This window comes from Pseudomonas salmasensis, from assembly GCF_014268375.2.
GTDB lineage: Bacteria > Pseudomonadota > Gammaproteobacteria > Pseudomonadales > Pseudomonadaceae > Aquipseudomonas > Aquipseudomonas salmasensis.
Genome location: NZ_CP077083.1, coordinates 5,831,470 through 5,851,944 on the forward strand (window position 1 = coordinate 5,831,470; position 20,475 = coordinate 5,851,944).

Sequence of the window (20,475 nt, forward strand, 5' to 3'; positions counted from 1 at the left end):
GGCTAGTCCTTACTTTGACTGATGATGGCCGCCACCTTCTGATACAGCTCCGGCTCCCACCCCTGCGCCGTGGTATCGCGCATCAACCGCGCAACGCTGGCGTACAAATCGTCCGCCAGCCACGACAACCCACGCGATGCCAGCAGGTCGGCGGCAATCACGGTGGCGTAGCTGCGATGGCGTGGCGCGTCTTGGGTGGCGTGCAGTTCCTGCAGGCGCAGCAGCACCACTTCCACGCCTTCGGTGTTGAGTTGAGTGGCCAGTTCGTCGCGCAAGCCGGCGTACTCCTGCACCGGGCTGCCGGTGGCTTGCGCCTGATCGGCGCCGGTAATCCAGGCCTGGGTCTGCGCATCCACGAATGGCGCGCCGTCGCTGAAACACAACTCCAGCAAGGCCGGAAGACGGCAGATAAACCGCTCACAGGTCTGGCGGATGGCGCCGGCCACCTCTTCCATCGCCAGGCGCGAGGCGACCTGAGCGGCCAGGTAACTGCCGCGCAGCCAGTACGGCGAGGCGCACACGCTTTTTTCGATGCGCAGTAACAGGTTCGGCTCAATGGCGTTGTGGTTAAGCGCATCCTGATAACCGTCGACGATATCTTTGGGCACGGCGGTCAGTTCGGTGCGCCGGTCACGGACGACGGAGGGCGCGGTGCGCAGGTGCGACCACAGGCCGAAGCGACGCAATTGGTAGCCGGTGGGGTCGTAAGGGTCTTGCTGGTTGATCTGCTCGGCCATGTTCAACACCGCACGGCGTTGTTCACGTTCGTTACTGGGCGCTTGCGGTTTAGGCGGGCTGAAAAAGGCTGCGTCCAGAGCGCCGCTGGCGGTGGGCGTACGGGCAGGCGCGTTCACCGCGGCCGGCTCGCTGTATTTGTCCAACTGCCGTTGCAGGGCATCCAGCGCTGCGGGGTCGAGCTTGGCGCTGTCGACGCACTGTTGCAGGCTGGCCAGCGCCCGTTGCGCCGCTGCTTGGTAAGCCGGCTCAAAACTGCTGCGCTCCAGGGCCGGCAGCACCTGGCCCAGGTCCTCCAGCAGGCGCTGCACCTGCTTGCGCTTGTTCAGGTAACCGGTGGGGCCGGGTTTGGGGTAGGCGTTGTCCCAATACTGCTCGACCATACCCGCGATCAGCCCGAGGGCATCGGCCCACCGCACCCACTGGCGGGTACGCAACCAGACCACTTGCAGATGGCCGACGATGCGCCAGTGCTTGCACTGGGTCGCCAGGTAGTCGCGGGAGGCTTCATCGATGTAGGGCCAGTCGATATCGCTCTCACGCAAGCCGCCCAGCTTGACCATCTCCTGGTCGATGGCCTGGTAGGTTTCGTCCTCAACATCGAAATGCCCGGCAGATTGCGCGGGGTCGATGGGGGCCAGCAGCCGCTCGACGATGTCGACCGGAACGTCGATCACCAACGACATGCCTGGCGCTCCTGTTCGATCAGTTCGCCCAGCCCCTCGGCGTCGAATATCAGGCCGTGCAGCCTTGGATAGTCGCTCTCCAGGCGCAAGCGCTGGCCACCGCCCATGTTGCGCAACAGGGCAATCGCCTGCAGCCCTCGCCCGGCATCGACCACCAGGCCGGCGTCGTCCAGCACCTGCCATTGATAAGCTGCGGATACGGGGCGCTCATCCTTGAACAGTTGAATGCGTATTTTGTTCGGCTTGGCCGGTTCATCCAGCACCAATTGCAGGCGCGAGATTTTCGACTCGCAGCTGATGGCCAAATAGGGCCGTGGCGGCAGTGCCCCCAAGGCCGGGGCCGAAATCACCAGCCGTGGTGGCTGGTCGTTGTCCGGCGCCGGGAATGACGACAACAGAAAGCGCTGGTCCTCAGGTTGGCGCTTGGCTTCATTGCGCTGTACCAGGTCGACAATCGGCAGCACCCGGCTCAATAAACGCGGCGGTGCAGGCGGATGTTGGATGGGCGTGCCGGCAGCCAGGTCAAAGCATTCCAGGCGTTTGAGCGGGGACACGATCGCCGGGCAATCCTGTGCCATCGGCATTGCGTGTATGTGCGGGGCAATCAGCATTGCTGCCAGGCCCCCTACCCAACACCAACGTTGCGATCCTTTGCGCATCAACGCCTCCCCCTACATTATCAATAAATTCAACTTTTGCTATTGAACCAAGGCGATCACTCATCTTCGAACACAGCAACTTTTCATGAACTTATATAAATAACGAACTGGCAAGTCCGAGGCATCATTTTTTTTGCAACACCCTCAAATACCAGATACACCCCTCAGATAACAAAACCTGACACTGTATGAATTTTCCCAGACTCAACATAAACATTAAACAGTAATTTTTCTTACATCCAAGTACCACGAAACGAATCGACCTCGTCCGACATGACTTTTTATGAAACATGGGCTTTTAATAGCGCCACCTTCAAAAAAGGATTTTTCCCATGTCGAAATCCCAAAGTTCTGTCGCGCCTAAAGAACGCATCAATATCAAGTACGTACCGGCCACAGGCGACCAACAAGCCGAAGTCGAGCTACCGCTGAAGTTACTGGTCACCGGCGACTTCAAAGGCCACGGCGAACTAAGCGCTCTTGAAGATAGACCATCCATTCGGATAGATAAAGACACCTTCAACGAAGTCCTCACCAAAGCAGAAGTTGCCTTGGACATGGCGGTCCCGTCGGTACTGAACAACGATCACGACACCGACTTGAATGTGCAACTTCAATTCAAAACCATCAATGACTTCGGCCCTGACGCCATTGCTCGCCAAGTACCCGAGCTAAACAAGTTGCTGGAACTACGCGAAGCCTTGGTTGCGCTCAAGGGACCAATGGGCAACGTACCCGCCTTTCGCAAGCACTTGCAAAACCTGCTGACCGATGAAACCGCCCGTCAACGACTGGCCAGCGAACTGAACCTGGTGCTTGACGCGCCAAACAACTGAGTTCTTTTACGTCCATATGGAGTAGCCCTTATGCCTAGGGAAAGTAGTGCCGCCCAAGTACTGGTCGCCGATGAACAGTCGTCGTTGCTCGATCAATTACTGGCCAATACCACCATCCGCCCGTCCCAGGAAGGCTATGCCGTGGCCCGCCAAGGCGTGGCTGCGTTCATCAGCGAGATCCTGCAAAGCGGTGATCACCAGCAGCCGGTCAACAAGCACCGGGTTGACCAGATGATTGCCGAGATCGACCGCGCGTTGAGCAAGCAAATGGATGTGATCCTGCATCAGCCGCAGCTCCAGCAACTGGAATCGGCCTGGCGTGGGCTGAAACTGCTGGTGGACCGCACGGACTTTCGCGAAAACATCAAGCTGGAAATGCTGCATGTCACCAAGGAGGAGTTGCTGGACGACTTCGACAACGCCGGCGATATCACTCGCAGCGGCTTGTACAAGCACGTCTACACCGCCGGCTACGGCCAGTTCGGCGGTGAGCCGGTGGGTGCCATTGTCGGCAACTACACCTTTGGTCCCAGCTCGCCGGACATCAAGTTGCTCAGCTATGTAGCCTCCATCGGTGCCATGTCCCATGCGCCGTTTGTGTCGGCGGCCGGGCCGGAACTGTTCAACCTCGAAGGCTTCCAGGGCCTGCCCGACCTCAAGGAGATCAACGATATTTTCGACGACCCCCGCCACACCAAATGGCGCGGCTTACGCGAGTCCGAAGACGCTCGTCATTTGGCCCTGACCTTGCCGCGTTTCTTGCTGCGCACGCCCTACAGCACTGAAGACAATTCGGCCCGCAGCTTCGGCTACAACGAAACCGTCGACGGCAACCACGACAACTACCTGTGGGGCAACACCGCGTTCCTGATGGCCTCGCGCATCACCGACAGCTTCGCCCGCTACCGCTGGTGCCCGAACATCATCGGCCCACAGTCCGGTGGTGCGGTGGATGATCTGCCGGTGCACCTGTACGAATCCTTCGGCCAGCTGCAGGCCAAGATCCCTACTGAAGTGTTGATTTCCGACCGCAAGGAATTCGAGCTGGCCGAAGCCGGTTTTATCCCGCTGACCATGCGCAAAGACAGCGACAACGCGGCATTCTTCTCCGCCAACTCGGTGCAGAAACCCAAGAATTTTCCCAAGACCCGCGAAGGCCAGGAAGCCCAGACCAACTACAAGCTCGGCACCCAGTTGCCGTACCTGTTTATCGTCAATCGCCTGGCCCACTACATCAAGGTGCTGCAACGCGAGCAGATCGGTAGCTGGAAGGAACGCCAGGATCTGGAAAGCGAGCTGAACACCTGGCTCAAACAGTACATCGCCGATCAGGAGAACCCGTCGACCGATGTACGCAGCCGTCGTCCCTTGCGCGCCGCAAAAATCGAAGTGCAGGACGTCGAGGGCAACCCGGGCTGGTACCAGGTGTCGTTGGCGATACGGCCGCACTTCAAGTACATGGGGGCCAACTTCGAGATCTCCCTGGTCGGTCGGCTGGACACCCAATAAATGCGCGGCGCCAGCCTGTTCGAACGCCTGGAACCCGATGCACCGCGCTACCGCCAAGGGTGCGCGGATGAGCAGGCGCACCAGCGTGTCGAGGCGATCAAGCGTCACTTGGAGCAGGTGCTCAACTCACGCCAGGGCTGCTCACAAAGCAGCCCTGAACTGGGCCTGCGCGACTTCAACGGCGTCACCCAGGTCAGCAGTGACCTGGTGTTGGCCATCAGCGCCGATATCCGGCGTTCGGTGGAAGCGTTTGAACCGCGCATCAAGGTCACGGGCGTGCGCTATCAGCCCGACCCGGACCTGCCGCTGGAGCTGAACTTTCGCCTGGATTGCCAGGTGCAGGTCAACCAAAAGGAAGAACAAGTGCAGATCGAAGTGGCCATGCACGGCCGCGACGGCTACACCCGCGTTAGATGAGGATGCGATGGACTTGAAACAACGCTTTGCCGAGGAGTTGCGCTACCTGCGCGAACTCGGCCGCGAGTTCGCCGAGGACAACCCGCAACTGGCGCAGTTTCTTGGCGATCAGGCCGGCGACCCAGACGTGGAGCGGCTGCTGGAGGGCTTTGCCTTCCTCACCGCCAAGCTGGGCATGAAGATTGATGACGACCTGTCGGAGCTGACCCACCCGCTGTTGCAAATGCTCTGGCCCAATTACCTGCGGCCCCTGCCCAGTGCGACCATCATCCGTTTTACACCGCTGCCAAATGCGATCAGTCAGCGCAAAGTGATTCCCAAAGGGACGCGGCTGTTTGCCAACCCTGTGGACGGCATTTCCTGCGAGTTTCGCACCTGCACCGACGTCAACCTGTACCCCTTGGCGTTGCACGCCGTCAGCGATGCCCACAGCCGTGAAGCCTCGACACTGCGCGTCGACCTTAATGTGTTGACCCAGCAACCGCTCGACAGTCTTGAATGCGACCAGTTGGACTTTCACTTAGGCGGCGACAATGCCACCGCGCTGACCCTGTACCTATGGCTGGCCCATTACCTCAAAAGCATCACGCTATATGTCAACAACACGCCTTATCGCCTGAACCCCAACGAACTGGACTTTCCCGGTTTCACCCCCGACGAGGCACTGCTGCCCTACCCGCGCAATGTGTTCGATGGCTACCGCATCCTGCAGGAATATTTTGTGTTCCCGCAGCGTTTCCACTTCTTCAGCCTGACCCGGCTTGCCAAGGTCTGGCCAGCCGTCGCCACCGGGCAGATTCGCTTCGAATTTCAGTTTTCGCGGCCGATGCCGGTCAATACGCACCTGCGCACCAGCGACCTGCACCTGTTCTGCGCGCCGGCAGTCAATCTATTCCGCCACGATGCCGAGCCCATCATGCTGGATGGGCGCAGCCAGGAACGCCGTATCAGCCCCGCGGGCAACCGCCAGGATGCGTATGAAATTTTCAGTGTCGACCACGTGGCCGGTTGGGACGCCGCCGACAAGGAGCGTAAAGGCGACCCATTGCGGCGCTTCACCCCGTTCGAATCGTTCCAGCATGAGATCGAACATGCCCGGGGCCGCACGGCGCTGTATTTCCGCACGCATATCGAAGAGTCCCACGGACGTGAAGGATTGCGTCATCGCATCGCCTTTGTGCGCGGCGATGAACGCCTGTATATCGGCGAAAACGAGGCAGCTTCGATCGAATTGACCTGTACCAACCGCGACCTGCCGCAGAGGCTGGGTATCGGGGATGTGTCGCGGTCTACCGAGGCCACACCCTCGTTTGCCACCTATACCAATCTGATTGCGCCAACGCGCAGCTACCGACCGGTGTTGGACAGCAGCCTGCACTGGACGCTGATTTCCAACCTGTCGCTCAACTACCTGTCATTGCTGTCGCCCGAGCCGCTCAAGGCGGTGATCCGTGCCTATGACTTTGCCGCGCTGCACGATCTGCAACAGGCCCGCGCCACCCGCAAACGCCTCAATGGCATCCAGGATGCGGTGACCACGCCCATCGACTGGCTGATGAAAGGCCTACCGGTACGTGGCGTGCAGACGCGCTTAAAACTGGACCAGGACGCTTTTCTCTGCGAGGGCGAGCTGTACCTGTTCGCCAGTGTGCTTTCGCACTTCTTCGCCCTGTACGCGAGCATCAACTCCTTCCATCGCCTGGAAGTGATCAATACCACTAACAACGAGCGCTACGAATGGCCACTGTTGACCGGCAGACAACCCGTGATCTAGCTGACCTGCTGCTGGCCGACGCGCGAAACTATTCGTTTCACCGTCTGCTGGAGCACCTGCACGCCTTGCACGGCGATGACCTGGAAGCACGGCCCCTGAGTGATGCGGTGCGCCGTCGCGTACGCCTGCAAAGCCATGCGGGGCTGGGGTTTCCGGCCTCCGACGTGGTGGAGGCCGCACGCATTGAGGACGATCGTGAAGAGGTGCGCTATCGCTTGCAGACCAGCTTCTTTGGCCTGCACGGTACGGATTCGCCACTGCCCGGTTACTACCTTGATCGCCTGGCCTACGAGCAGGCCCAGGAGCGCGGCATTCGTCCGGCGTTCATGGACTTTTTCAATCATCGTTTGCTGACGCTGCTGCACACCAGCTGGCGCAAGTACCGCTACTACGTTCGCTTCCAGGCCGAGGCCACCGATCGCTTTTCACGTTACGTCTTCTCGATGGTCGGCCTGAATGACAACGACCTGCGCGGCGCTACTCCGTTGCCCTGGGGCCGATTGCTGAGCTTTGCCGGCTTGATCGCCAACCGCAGCCGCTCGCCGTCGGTGGTGTCCGGCATCGTCGAGCACTGTTTCGACCTGCACGGCGTGCATATCCGTGAGTTCGAGGCCCGCTCGGTGAGTTTTCCACAACGCCAGCGCCTGGCGCTGGGCAAAGCCAACGGCACCCTGGGCAGCAACTTTGTGGTGGGTGACCGCAGCAAGACCCGCGCCAGCAAGTTCACCCTGGTGATTCCCAACCTGACCCAGGCGCGCTTTCGTCAGTTTCTGCCCAGCGGCGATCAGTTCGGGCGCTTGCGCCAGTTGATGGATTTTCTGCTGCGCGATGCCACCGCCTACGACCTGGAACTGGGGCTACGCGAAGAAGATGTACCGCCGTTCAACCTGCAACGCGCCAGCGGCACTCACCTGGGTTGGACCAGTTTTATCGAGCACCAGCAACAACGCCATCCCGCCGTGGTGCGGATTCGGGGGCGCGCATGAAGCTGACCCTGGTTATCAGTAATCCCGCGCAGTTGCTGCACGGCTATCTACCCAGTCACCGCTTTGGTCCTCAGGGCGGCAGCATTGGCAGTGCCGCAGCGGATTGGCATCTGGTGGATCGTCAGAACAGTGTGCAGCCTAACCACTGCGATATCCGCGTTGTCGAGGGGCGCTTTTGTGTGATCGACCGCAGTGGCCGTACCTACATCAATGGCCATGATCTGCCGGTGGGTTGCGACAGTGCGGTAGCGCTCAACGATGGCGACTTCTTGCAAGTGGGCGCCTATCGAGTGGCCGTGCAGCTTGGCGAGCATGCGCCAGGGCAACGCTCGCTCGAAGCGCTGTTCAGTGGTCGCCCGGATGGCCTGCTGGAGTGGCATCTGGAGGAGGTAACGAACCCTCCACTGGCCGAAGTTGCACCTGTGGTTTGCCCGGAATTCGAACGCCTTTGCCAACCCGTGGATTTAAGCGAGCAAGGCGATCCGCTGCGGGCGATGCATAAAGCGCCGCCGCCCAAACCGCTAGCGGATAGTGGCGCGCCCGCACACAAGCGCAGCTTCAGCCTGTTCAGCAACCTGCGCCTATGCACCTTGCTGTTGGCCTGCCTGGCCCTCGGCGGCTGCACCATGCTCGGCAAGATCGGCCAGGTGATCTGGACTCCTTCTATCCCGGTCGGCGGCCCCGACGACCAGCCCAGCCGCTACTCCCTGAGCTTGCACGCCAGCGACAACGTCAACCCGCGCCTGATCAGCACCGGCACCGCACCGGTTGAGGACGAAAACCGCTCGCCTTACACCCTCAACGTCCAGGCCGCCAGCCCGCAGGCGCTGACGGACAAAGTGCAAACCCTGCTCAACCATCTTTACGAAGCCGTGCCAGCGCAATCGTTGCTAACCGTTGAGCCCACGCCTGCGGAGCAAATGTCGCCCATCGAGGACGCGCTGCTCGGCGCTTACGACGCCCAGGGCGTGAGCCTGACCACCCCCTGGGGCAGCCCGGCGCTGGAGCATGTCGCTACGCCAATCGCCTTCAAGGTGCTGCAACTCACCGATGACTCGCTGCTGGTCAACGCCAGCCCCGAAGCCCTGGCCGAGGACCTGAAAAAGACCTTGGGCAGCACCTACATCCGGGCCGACGACTACCTGCTTCAGCCCGGCCAATTCAAGTTCATCGACCTGCGTGCCCTGGATGAAGACACGCGTTTTATCGCGGTGATCGCCAACTACCACAGCAGCGACGTCGGCCAGTGGAAACAGCGCCTACGCGTCGAGCCCAAAGGCCGACAGTACGCGGTGCTGGTGCAGCTGGACGCCACCCAGGTCAGCCTCAAGGGAGAAACCCGATGACGCCCTTTTCAGCCGCTTTTGCCCCGAGTAATTACTGATGAGTTCACGCAACCCCGTCATCTGGCATGAAGGTTTGTTCGTCAAGCCCCAGCACTTCCAGCAACAGGCCCGCGCCGCCGAAGCCGCCGTGCATCAGCGCCTGCACAGCCTCAACGACGCCCTCTACGGCTTCAGCGAACTGACGCTGAACACCGAGTACCTGAGCTTCGGGAAAGTCGCCATTACCCAGGCACGCGGGATCATGCCCGACGGCAGCGTCTTCGATATTCCCCACGACCTGGCGCCGCCTTCCCCGTTGGAAATCGCCGACAGCAGCGCGGTCAACCAGATCGTTTACCTGGCGCTGCCACTGCGGTCCAACGGCGCCCTCGAAGTGCGCTGGCCCGACCAGTACGGCAACAGCCGCTACATCGCCCGCCGCGAGGAAATCCGCGATACCCACAGCGATGACGGCGATCAGGTCGGCATGGACCTGGCCGTGCCCAACTTGCAACTAATGCTCGAACGCAGCGACCGCAGCGCCTTCACCGGCATCGCCCTGGGCAGGATCAAAGACAAGCGCCCCGACGGCAGCCTGGTGATGGATGAGCACTTCTATCCCACCAGCCTGTCCCTGCAAGCCGTGCCGGCACTGCATCGCTACCTCGGCGAAGTGGCCGGGCTGATGCGTGAGCGCGCCAAGAACCTGGCCCAGCGTATCGGCTCACCGGGGCAGTCGGGGGTGGCCGATGTCACCGACTTCAACCTGCTGCAAACCCTCAACCGCTTGTTCCCGCTGTTCCAGCACCTGGCCCGCCAACGCCAGGTTCACCCCGAGCGGCTGTACATCGCATTGGCGCAAGCCTGCGGCGAACTGGTGACCTTCACCGATGAAGGCCACCTGCCCCAGGAATACCCGGCCTACCAGCACGACAACCTGCGCGAATCCTTCCAGATCCTGGAGCACACCCTGCGCCGCGCCTTGGGCACCGTGCTGCAACCACGTGCGGTGTCGTTGCCGATCGTCGATCAGGAGTACGGCGTGCGCAGCGCCGCATTGAACGACAAGCGCCTGTTGGACAACGCCGAGTTCATCCTCGCCGTGCGCGCCGGGCTGCCGGCGGAGACCCTGCGTCAGCAACTGCCCCGGCAGATCAAGATCAGCTCCACCGAAGGCCTGGAGCAACTGGTCAGCCTGCAACTGCCGGGCATTCCACTGCGGCCGTTGCCGGTGGCACCGCGGCACCTGCCGTTCCATGCCGGCTTCAGCTACTTCGAACTCGACCGCCATCACCCCGCCTGGCAAAGCCTGAGCAGTGGCAGCGGGTTCGGTTTCCATATTGCCGGTGAATTCCCCGAGCTGGAATTGCAGTTCTGGGCGATCAGGAGTGAGAGAGATGAATGACGTCAAGAACAGCGCCGGCCCTGAGTCGGACACCAATAGTCCAGTGTTTGATGAGCTGGTGCAGCACGTTAGAAGCAAGCCGGAATCTGTCGAAACAGTTCCGCCCAAACCAAAGCCTGCACCACTGCTCGCAGACCCTGAATTCGACATCCGCGGCGTGGCCTGGAACCCGCTGTGCGATGCCGCCACGCCGCTGATCGGCCTGGTCATCCGCCTGCGCCGTCTGGACCACCACCATGACGTGCCTGCGTTGTACCAAAGCGTCAGTAACCAGATCACTGCGATCATGGAAGAAGTCCGCCAGCTCGACTACGACGCCGGCATGCTCAAGGCCTACTCCTACAGCCTGTGCCTGTTGGTGGACGAGGTGGTCATGCGCACCACCTGGGGCAGGCTCTCCACCTGGAGCGCACGCTCGTTGCTCAGCCAGTTCCACGGCGAGACCCGAGGCGGCGAAAAATTCTTCACCATCATGAACAACATGATCCCCGAAGCCGCCAGGTACCAGCATGTGCTGGAGTTCATGTACCAGTGCCTGATCTCCGGCCTCAAAGGCAAATACGGCGCCCACGCCAAGGGCGATGACGAAATACGGAAAATCATCGACCAGCTGCACGGCCTGCTGCGCCCCCTGCGCGGCGAAACACCCAAGCGCCTGACCGACCCGCTCACCAACGTCGCACCGCGCAACTACCGAATCAAACGCGCCTGGCCATTGTGGACGCCATGGGCCATGGCCGCCGTCGTGCTGACGGTCGCCTACACGATCTACTCGATCCGCCTGAACAGCATCACCCAGCAGGTGTTGGTGTCGCTTGAGCGGGTGCTGCACCTGTAACCGATTTTCAGCGCGCTCATTTCGAGCGCCTGCAAAGCCATGGCCGTTTCGGCCATAAACCGCGACCTCAAGGTCGCTCAATCATCGCGACAAGGAGCTTGTCATGCCAACACCCGCGTATATCAGCATCCACGGCAAAAACCAGGGGCATATCACCAAAGGCGCATTCACCGCTGACTCGGTGGGCAACGTCTTTGTGGAAGGCCACGAAGACGAAATCCTCGCCCAGGAAATCGACCATAAAATCGGTGCCCCAACCGACCCGCAAAGCGGTCAACCCACCGGACAGCGCGTGCATAAACCGCTGACCTTCACCAGCGCGCTGAACAAAGCCTCGCCACTGCTCTATCAGGCCCTGGCCACCGGCGAAATGCTGCCGACCGTCGAGGTCAAGTGGTTCCGCACCAACCTCGATGGCAAGCAGGAGCACTTTTTCACCACCAAGCTGGAAGAGGCCACCGTGGTTGATATCCATACCGTGCTGCCCCACGCCCAGAACAGCGACAACCAGAACTACACCCAGCTGATCAAAACCAGCCTGTCCTACCGCAAGGTCAGTTGGAGTCATGTGGTAGCCGGTACTGAAGCCTCGGACGACTGGCGCAAGCCGGCAGCAGCGGGCTAAGCGCGTATCCAGTTCCGCCGCTGCGGCTCGTGCAGCGGCGGCCCCTTCACTGACTTGAATCCTATTAAGGAGGCTCTATGCCTGCCGTCGTACTGGTCGGACACGACCATGATTGCCCTTTATGTGGCCCCACCACCGTCGACAGCGGTGCCCGCAACATGACCGTCAATGGCAAAGCTGTCGCCCGTGTCGGCGACACCCTCGGATGCGGCGCCGTGATCACCAGCGGCTCACGCTCTATGACCGTCGAAGGAAAAGCCGTGGCCCGGGTTGGCGACACCACCGACCACGATGGAAAACTGGAAAACGGTGATAGCAGCTGGTTGATCGACTGACACTTACATATTGAAATGGAGGCCCCATGCCCCGTCAAAGCGACCTGCGTTACACCTTCGAACCGCTGCGGGGCGATCCCTTCGAAGTGGTCTCGTTCACCCTTGAAGAAGGCTTGTCCCAGCCCTTCAAACTCGAACTGGACCTGGTCAGCCATCATCCGGCCATCGACTTCTACCGCATGCTCGACCTGGCCGCGGTGTTCACCATTTGGCGCGACGACACCCCGGTACGCTACGTCCATGGCCTGGTCAGCCTGTTCCAACAGGGCGATACCGGCTTTCGGCGCACCCGCTACACCGCCGTGGTCGAACCGACTCTGGCGCGTTTCAACCTGCGTTCCAACTGGCGAATTTTTCAAAGCCAGACCGTGCCCGACATCATCACCAGCATGCTGGCCGAGCAGAAACTGACCGACATCCGCAGCGAAATCTGCTTCGATCACCAACCCCGCGAATACTGCGTACAGGCCGGTGAAACCGACCTCGACTTCATCGCCCGCCTCGCCGCCGAAGAAGGCCTGCTCTACACCTTCGAACACCGCGCCGACGGCCACACCCTCGTCCTCACCGACCGTGTCGGCGGCCTCGGCACCATCGGCACCCACACCGACTGCCCGGTGATCTACCAGCCCATGGGGGGTGGCGACTCCAAGGAGCCAGCGTTAAACCGCTTCCACTACACCGAACAAGTACGCACCGCACGCCAGGTGCAGCGCGACTATACCTTCACCCACCCGCGCTACGACCAACAGCACACCGCCACCGGCGACCAGGACTTGAAAAACCAGCACAAGGACTACGAGCGCTACGACTATCCTGGCCGCTACAAACGCGACATCGCTGGCAAGCCCTTCACCAAGACACGCCTAACAGCGCTGCGCAACGACGCCAAGTTGGCGCATGTGGAAGGCGACGACGAACGGCTACAACCGGGGTTGGCCTTCGACCTCAACGATCATCCCCGTGAGGACTTCAACGACCGCTGGCGCACCATCGCCATCAAGCACGAAGGCAAGCAACACACCAGCTTGCAGGAAGAATCCTTTGGTAGCGGCCTCGGTACGTCTTATTCGTTAAAAGCCAGCGCCATCCGCTGGACCTCGGATTGGAAGGCGCCGCTGCGCCCCAAACCCTGCATCGACGGCCCGCAGATTGCCACGGTGGTTGGCCCGCCAGGGGAAGAGATCTATTGCGATGAATGGGGCCGGGTCAAGGTGCAATTCCCGTGGGATCGCTCGGATAAAAACAACGACCACAGTTCTTGCTGGATCCGCGTCACCCAAGGCTGGGCCGGGGCGACCTGGGGCTCCATCGCGATCCCGCGCGTAGGTCAGGAGTTGGTGATCAGCCACCTCGACGGAGATCCTGACCAGCCGATCGCCACTGGGGCCGCCTACAGACAGACCAACCTGCCGCCCTACGAGCTGCCCAAACACAAGACGCGGATGACCATCAAAAGCTGCACCCATAAAGGCGAAGGCTTCAACGAGCTGCGTTTTGAGGACGAGCTGGGCCAGGAGGAGGTGTTTATCCATGCCCAGAAAGATCAGAACACCATCGTCAAGAACAACCAGACCCAATCCATTGGCGCGGACCGGAGCAGCCAGGTCGGCCAGGACGAAACCATCACTGTCGGCCGCACGCGCATGCGGGTGGTGAAGGCCAATGACACGTTGAAAGTGGGCGGCAGCAAGAACGACCACGTCGCCGGTGAGTATTACATCGGCGTGGGTAAGCAGCTGCGTCTCGAGTGCGGCAAGACCGTCATAGAGCTCAACGAAAACGGCGACCTGAACATCACCTGCGAGAACTTCAACATCACTGGCATGAAGGCCGGAAAGGTCAACACCCTGTCAGGAAAACTCGATTTGAACATGAGTGGAAAGGCTTCTGGCACGACTGCAAACGGTGTCAGTGGCGCTGATATTCAGAGTGATGTTGAAGGCTACTTCAACCATGAATGACCCCAAGAGGATGGCTCCAATGCGCGAATACATCACCCACGATTTGATCATCGGGCTGGGCAATGAAATGCCTGACGACAACAGCGTCAACATGCTGGTATTCAAGGAACGCGGCACCACTCTGGTACTGGCACGCGGCCTCATGAACCCACAGGAAACGTTGGCCGAGACCTATACCCACCAGCTCAGCGAGTTGCGAAAGAAAGTCACAGCCTTCAAATGCACCAAACCAGCAGAGGTGCGGGTCGGCGTTGACCGCAACATTGTCGCGATGGAAGTACAGACCGAGTTCACCCAAGGCAACGCGCTTTCTTGCCAGTACCAACTGGCCTGTGAGCTACCTAGCGAACCCCGGTTACTGGCGCTGACTTATAGCAAGGGCAGCACGCTCACTGAAGCAGATTTCGACCATTGGGAAACCCTCAAACAGTCCCTTCGGTTCGCCTAAACCGTTCCTCTGGGACTTACCTGATCGCAAGGAAGATGATTCGTGGCAGACACCGTACACGCCGCCCGTGTGGGCGACCCCATACTGCACACCTCCGCGTGGGCTGAATTTTTTTCCACTGTGGCGGAAGCATTAGTGTACGCGGCTGTCACTGCTGCGGTGATCGCGGCGGCGCCTGTCATCATAGGTGCCGCTGCCGTAGCAGCGATAGGCGCGGTAGCGATCAGCGTAGGGGCTGGCTTGCTTGTGTCGGCGGCGAGTTTGATTCCTGCTGGTGACAAATCCATCGGCGAACACTTCAGCGACGCGTGTAGTGGCTTTTTCAACGGGATCTTTCCGCCAACGCCCCAGGGCAACATTGCAAGCGGTTCCGTTGATACTCGCATCAATAGCGAACTAGCGGCCCGTGCCGCTGGAACACAAACAGACGAGCCGGACGAAGCCGATGAGCTTTCGGCCAAACCCAGTGTGATGGACGCCATTACTGGAGTGTTGATCGGCCTGAATCCGATAAGCGCCGCATACCAAAGCGCGGTTGGCGTCTACCAATCTATCGACAGCATTATCAACCCACCCGTAGTGGTCGCACCTAGCAGCGGAACCCGACCCGCCGAACTGGACCAGGTGGTGTGCATGCGGCATTTGCCCATGCCTATTCAATATCTGGCTGAAGGTTCCTCGGAAGTTTTCATTAACAGTCAGCCCGCCGTCCGTAGTGGTGATCGCACCACTTGCGAGGCCACCGTTGGCTCGGATACCGACGTGTCACCGGATGTTCGCATTGGCGGCGAACCTTTAGTGATACGCCCCATTCACGGAGGTAAAAGCAAGATCGGCATGGTGACGGGCATCATTGTCGGCATCCTTGTCGCGCGAAAATTCGGACCGAAGAGTTGCTCGGTGGGCAACCCGGTGGCCGTGTCCACCGGCAGCAAGTTTCAGGACGGCCCGGAAGACCTGGATTTCACCCTCCCCGGCATCCTGCCGATCATTTGGGCAAGGCGCTACAACAGCCTCGACCGCCGCGACAACGGGCTGTTCGGCGCCGGCTGGAGTGTGTTCTACGAAGTTGGAATCGTGCGCGTGCCCCACCCGGACGGTGGCGACCTTTGGGTGTACATCAACGCCGAGGGCGAGCGCCTAGAACTGGGTCAACTCGAGCCCGGCAACCGCTTTATCAGCACCCTCGATGGCTTGGCGTTCTTCGAGATGGGTAATGGCCTAACGGTGGTCGAGGATATTCATGACGGCCTGTATCAGGTCTTTGAAACCGATCCCCACAACCCGCAGCGTTCGCGACTGGTGCGCCTGGGCGACCGCAACCGCAATACGGTCAATCTGCACTATGACGATCAGGGCCGCTTACTGCACCTGTTGGACCCCAATAGCCGCATCACCGTACGCCTGCGCTACAACGATCTGTACCCACGCCGGGTGGAACGAGTTGAGCGCCTGTATTTCAGTGACGAAGGCCCCGGCCATCTAGAGCGCACCGAGCCTTTGGTGCACTACCGCTATGACAGCCATGGAGATTTGAGCGCCGTACTCGATTCCAGCGACCAAGTGCTGCGGCGTTTCACCTATACCCCCGAGCGTTACATGAGCAGCCATACGCTGCCCACCGGCGCCACACGTCACTATGCATGGGCGTGTTTCGAAGTCCCAGAGCAAGGCCCACAATCCGTCCGCGCCGACGGCACGCCCTACACCCTGCCGCCTTTGCTGGAACCACAGCCCGACCACGAATGGCGCGTCACCCGCCACTGGGGCAGCGATGGCGAGGACTATCACTTTCAGTACGACCTGGCCAAGGGCGAAACCCGCGTCGTCGATAGCCTCGGCCGTGAGCAACGCTACTACTGGGGTGCGCTGTACGAGGTCTACCACCACATCGACGCGCTGGGCCAGTGCTGGCACAGCAACCTGCTCGCCGGGCAACTGCTCAAGACCACCGACCCACAGGGCGGCGAGTGGCACTACGTCTACGATGACATTGGACGGCTGATCGAAACCCGCGACCCGCTCGGCCGCAGCGAATACATCCTCTACACCGAACACTGGGCCCTGCCGCTGAGCATCACCGACCGTGGCGGCCACACCCACACCTTCAGCTACGACGAACGCGGCAACCTGCTCAGCGAAAAAGACCCACTGGGGCATACCACCCGCTACCGCTATGACCCCAAGGGCCAGGTGCTGGAGATCGTCGACGCCCACGACAAACACAAGACCCTGGCCTGGAACCGCCATGGGCAACTGCTGCTGTATCGCGATTGTTCCAACTCGGAAAGCCACTACCGTTACGATGAACGCGGCTATCTGTGCGCCAGCACCAATGCCCGCGGCGAGACCACCCAGTACCGGTATGACACTCGCGGACACCTGATCGAAAGCGAGCGCCCGGATGGACGCATCGACCGCTACCAGCGCAACCTCGCCGGCCAGCTCACCGACTACATCGATCCGGCCAACCTGCGCACCCAGTACCACTACGATCCGAGCGGGCGGATCCAGCAGCGTATCGATGCGCTGGGGCATAAGGTGCGTTTCAGCTATGACGCCTACGGGCGCCTGCAACAGCTGAGCAACGAGAATAACGAGGCCTACCGCTTCAAGTGGGATGTGCTGGATCGTTTGACCACCCAGATCGATCTGGACGATAGCTACCGCGCTTACCACTACAACGCTGTGGACGATATCACCGGGACTGACGCTCATCCCACGCCTGCGCCGGAACCACGCAACACTGACGAGGACGGCCCGCCTCCTCTTGAGTCAGACGTCCCCATTCGGCATCGCTTCACTCGCGACGCGGTGGGTCGCTTGCTGCGCAAAACCACCGACGACGGCATCACCGACTATGCCTACGATGCCGCTGACAACCTGCTGGCGATCACTTTTAAAGCGCACAACGGCGAACAGCAGCAACTGAAATTCCGCTATGACGCCCTCGGTCAACTGCTCAGCGAAAGCAGCCACGCGGGTGAACTGGGCTATCGCTACGACGCCCTGGGCAATCTGGAAACCCTGACCCTACCCGACCAACGCCAACTCAATCACCTGTACTACGGCAGCGGCCACCTGCACCAGCTCAACCTCAATGGCCGGGTGGTCTGCGACTTCGAACGCGACCAACTGCACGACGAAGTGCTGCGCACCCAAGGCAGCCTGCTGACCCGTACCCGCTACGACCGATGCGGCCGGCTCAGCCAGAAAGCCCTGCACTACCGCCATGCCTCCCGGGAAACACTCCCACTGCTGCAAAAGCGCTACCAGTATGACGCCAGCGACAACCTGATCATCGAGCGCCTGACCCAGACCCAGCGTCGTGGCGGCAGCGATCCACGCCAACCGCTGCCGGACGACGGCCTGCTCGGGCGCTTCCTCGGCCAGAGCCATGGCAAAAGCGTCGAGGGCCACGAGCACTACAGCTACGACGCCACCGAGCGCCTGCGCGACCATCGCCACAGTACGCCGCAGAACCCGGAACGGCACCGCGAAACCTACAACTACGACGCCGCTGCCAACCTACTGCCCACTGGCCGCATGGGCGGCTACGTCAAGCACAACCGGGTGCACGTGTTTGAGGACAAACGCTACCGTTATGACCGCTTTGGGCGCCTGAGCGAAAAACGTATCGGCAGCCACACCGTGCAACGCTTTCGCTACGACGCCGAACAAAGGCTGGTCTGCGTCGAGCAGGACCAGGGCTGGCAGCGATTACGCAGCGAGTACCGCTACGACCCGCTGGGACGGCGCATCGGTAAACGGGTGTATCGCAATGACAGCGAACAGCCACAGAGCGATGTGCAGTTTGTGTGGCAGGGGCTGCGGCTGTTGCAGGAGGTGGAACACGGCTTCGGCAGCCTGTACGTGTATGCCGATCCCGACAGCTATGAGCCGCTGGCGCGGATTGATGGTCAGCCGGGCAGTGAAGAGATCTTCTACTTCCACACCAACCTCGCCGGGTTGCCGGAACAGCTCACTGACGAGAACGGCATGAGCGTGTGGCACAGTGAGTACGAGGGCTGGGGCAGGAGTCGGGACGAGTGGCACGATCAACGGATCAGGCGCGAGCAGAACCTGAGGTTTCAGGGCCAGTACCTTGACCGGGAAACCGGGCTGCACTACAACACCTTCAGGTTTTATGATGCGGAGGTGGGGCGGTTTACCCAGCCGGATCCGATTGGGTTGTTGGGAGGGTTAAACCTTTATCAGTACGCGCCGAACTCTACGGGATGGATTGATCCCTTTGGGCTTGAATGCTTACGTAATAAAGCTGCCGGAGACGTGCGAGAAGCCACGGTACGACGCCGACTTGAGTCTATCTTTGGAAAAGCGAATGTCTTACGCCAGAGACACCTGCGGAACGCTCAAGGAAAAATAGTAAGCCTGGTTGATAATGCAATCAAAATTGGGAAAACCAAGGGCTCAAGGGTGCTTGACTTTGTTGTAAAAACTAAAGACGGTTGGAAAGGCATTGAAGTAACAAGTAAAACAGCTCGCAAGGGTGCGCAGACCAGAAAAGAAGACATCATTAGAGAGGCCGGAGGAACCCATATACGCCACCCCAAAACCAAAGAATTAATTGAGCTATCTGACGAAACGTCAAGAATAATCCGTATTGATTAGGGAGTAGAAACATGGACATGCTGCAATATAACTATCAATCAATGCTAAAAAGAAGCAAGAATTTGACCTACCGTGCAGAGGTTACAGAAATGACAGAGGTCCTAATGCGGTTCCTCAAAGATAATGAACTCATTAAAAGTGATCCATTCAATGAAGATGGATCTTTGAAATCTGACCTAGTCCTCCGTCGTTCTGACCTATCCGATATGGGAAACTCTTTGCTCGATCAATTTTTCCCCAAATGGTCTGCTTTTATAGATCGTGGCGGAGATGCGAGCAACACAAAAATTCTCTCTGCCGGTCTGAAGAGAATAATGTTAAATAACGAATAACGAAAATCATCACCTGCTCCTATCAGGCACCGATCGAACAATTGCTCGGGGCATTGAAGATATCGGTTCTAGAGAAAAAACGTGCTCGGAAGAAAAACTGGAAAAGTATGAGGAAATGTTGACCCCGGAATTTCTGACAAAAATCCAAAACGCCAAGCCTTTTTGGCACAAGCAAGGGCATACCTTCAAAGCAAGGGAATCATTAAACCAAGTCTATTTTCTCCAATTGAAAGTAAACCATACACTCCTCCAAAAAAGACGCCCGCACCTACGATCTGTGGAAAATAACATAACAATGAAGCCTATGCATCCCAAAGTAATTAAAGCACTAAAGTCTTACGTCCCGGACGATGGCCAAAATAGCTCGGAGACTATTACCACGCTCTCGCAAAACAAGCTAATATTCGAAACTAGAACCATCACGCACGATGAGAGCATATTTTGGCTGCTCGCCGAATTTAAGAAAGCCCAAAAAAATACAATAGTAAATGACTTTATCTATGGCATTCAAGAATCCGTATCGAACTACAGAGCCGCTTTCTCAGCTTTTGCAGTAGCGCAAAACTTTCCACCACACGACTTCACAGGATCCGACGTTTGCTGCACCATTTGCGGCGGATTTTTAGAGCAAACAATTGACTTGACTTTTGTCAATTCCATTAGATACACCTATGACTCTATACAAATTTTGACACCTGCGCATTTAGCCTTCTACCTTGAGCAACATAATCACCAACATCACGCAAAACAATCATCATACGAAAAATTTGCGAGCATCATGACCGAGATCTTCAAGTCTCCCCCTCAAGAAACCCCCACTAGCCTTGCAGATAGACTTTCATCCTTAAAAAAAATAAATATAAAAAAAATGAAATTAGAGGTTTACTTGAAACACTTGGATATGCGGGAGTTTTAGAAACGCCACAACACACGGGATACATTTATAATTTCCACCCGTCCACTTCGCGC

Annotated in this window: 17 protein-coding genes; 15 read left to right on the forward strand and 2 right to left on the reverse strand. The window is 59.1% G+C overall.

Annotated elements, in window-relative coordinates; genetic code table 11:
• Positions 1-2 precede the first annotated feature (2 nt).
• Together tssA and vasI are read right to left on the reverse strand one after the other, a co-directional pair.
• Positions 3-1,421: a type VI secretion system protein TssA gene (gene tssA / locus HU731_RS26240; RefSeq protein ID WP_186606277.1), complete on the reverse strand. Its 1,419-nt coding sequence runs from the start codon at positions 1,419-1,421 to the stop codon at positions 3-5.
• Positions 1,409-2,080: a type VI secretion system-associated protein VasI gene (gene vasI, locus HU731_RS26245; RefSeq protein WP_225931538.1), complete on the reverse strand. Its 672-nt coding sequence runs from the start codon at positions 2,078-2,080 to the stop codon at positions 1,409-1,411. The genes tssA and vasI overlap by 13 nt, the downstream gene beginning before the upstream one ends.
• A 332-nt stretch (positions 2,081-2,412) precedes the next feature.
• Here vasI and tssB point away from each other — a divergent pair, with 332 nt between their 5' ends.
• From tssB to HU731_RS26320, 15 genes are all read left to right on the forward strand, one after another.
• Entirely contained in the window at positions 2,413-2,916 is a 504-nt protein-coding gene (tssB, locus tag HU731_RS26250) for a type VI secretion system contractile sheath small subunit (RefSeq protein ID WP_032892393.1), read from the forward strand.
• A 30-nt stretch (positions 2,917-2,946) separates the two neighbouring features.
• Positions 2,947-4,425, forward strand: coding sequence for a type VI secretion system contractile sheath large subunit (gene tssC, locus HU731_RS26255; protein ID WP_186606276.1), 1,479 nt, complete (start codon positions 2,947-2,949; stop codon positions 4,423-4,425).
• Positions 4,426-4,842 carry a type VI secretion system baseplate subunit TssE gene (gene tssE, locus HU731_RS26260; protein WP_186606275.1) on the forward strand — a complete coding sequence of 139 codons (417 nt, stop codon included), beginning with the start codon at positions 4,426-4,428 and terminating at the stop codon, positions 4,840-4,842.
• 7 nt (positions 4,843-4,849) lie between these two features.
• Positions 4,850-6,616, forward strand: coding sequence for a type VI secretion system baseplate subunit TssF (gene tssF, locus HU731_RS26265; RefSeq protein ID WP_186606274.1), 1,767 nt, complete (start codon positions 4,850-4,852; stop codon positions 6,614-6,616).
• On the forward strand, positions 6,580-7,602 hold the full coding sequence (tssG, locus tag HU731_RS26270) for a type VI secretion system baseplate subunit TssG (protein WP_186606273.1): 1,023 nt from the start codon (positions 6,580-6,582) through the stop codon (positions 7,600-7,602). Before tssF ends, tssG begins: the two co-directional genes overlap by 37 nt.
• Positions 7,599-8,948 (forward strand): type VI secretion system lipoprotein TssJ, encoded by a 1,350-nt coding sequence (gene tssJ / locus HU731_RS26275; protein ID WP_186606272.1) that lies wholly within the window; start codon positions 7,599-7,601, stop codon positions 8,946-8,948. The genes tssG and tssJ overlap by 4 nt, the downstream gene beginning before the upstream one ends.
• Positions 8,949-8,985: 37 nt before the next feature.
• Positions 8,986-10,332 (forward strand): type VI secretion system baseplate subunit TssK, encoded by a 1,347-nt coding sequence (tssK, locus tag HU731_RS26280; RefSeq protein ID WP_032892401.1) that lies wholly within the window; start codon positions 8,986-8,988, stop codon positions 10,330-10,332.
• Entirely contained in the window at positions 10,325-11,170 is an 846-nt protein-coding gene (gene icmH, locus HU731_RS26285; protein ID WP_186606271.1) for a type IVB secretion system protein IcmH/DotU, read from the forward strand. Before tssK ends, icmH begins: the two co-directional genes overlap by 8 nt.
• 103 nt (positions 11,171-11,273) lie before the next feature.
• On the forward strand, positions 11,274-11,795 hold the full coding sequence (locus tag HU731_RS26290) for an Hcp family type VI secretion system effector (RefSeq protein WP_186606270.1): 522 nt from the start codon (positions 11,274-11,276) through the stop codon (positions 11,793-11,795).
• 77 nt (positions 11,796-11,872) lie between these two features.
• Entirely contained in the window at positions 11,873-12,130 is a 258-nt protein-coding gene (locus HU731_RS26295) for a PAAR domain-containing protein (RefSeq protein WP_047710546.1), read from the forward strand.
• Between the two features lie 26 nt (positions 12,131-12,156).
• Entirely contained in the window at positions 12,157-14,094 is a 1,938-nt protein-coding gene (locus HU731_RS26300) for a type VI secretion system Vgr family protein (RefSeq protein ID WP_186606269.1), read from the forward strand.
• 19 nt (positions 14,095-14,113) lie between these two features.
• Entirely contained in the window at positions 14,114-14,542 is a 429-nt protein-coding gene (locus HU731_RS26305) for a DcrB-related protein (RefSeq protein ID WP_186606268.1), read from the forward strand.
• Between the two features lie 42 nt (positions 14,543-14,584).
• On the forward strand, positions 14,585-19,174 hold the full coding sequence (locus HU731_RS26310; protein ID WP_189661076.1) for an RHS repeat-associated core domain-containing protein: 4,590 nt from the start codon (positions 14,585-14,587) through the stop codon (positions 19,172-19,174).
• 11 nt (positions 19,175-19,185) lie between these two features.
• Positions 19,186-19,506 carry a hypothetical protein gene (locus HU731_RS26315; RefSeq protein ID WP_202889514.1) on the forward strand — a complete coding sequence of 107 codons (321 nt, stop codon included), beginning with the start codon at positions 19,186-19,188 and terminating at the stop codon, positions 19,504-19,506.
• Between the two features lie 115 nt (positions 19,507-19,621).
• A complete protein-coding gene (locus HU731_RS26320; RefSeq protein ID WP_186606267.1) occupies positions 19,622-20,422 on the forward strand; it encodes a hypothetical protein in 801 nt (266 codons plus the stop codon).
• The last annotated feature ends 53 nt before the right edge of the window (positions 20,423-20,475 follow it).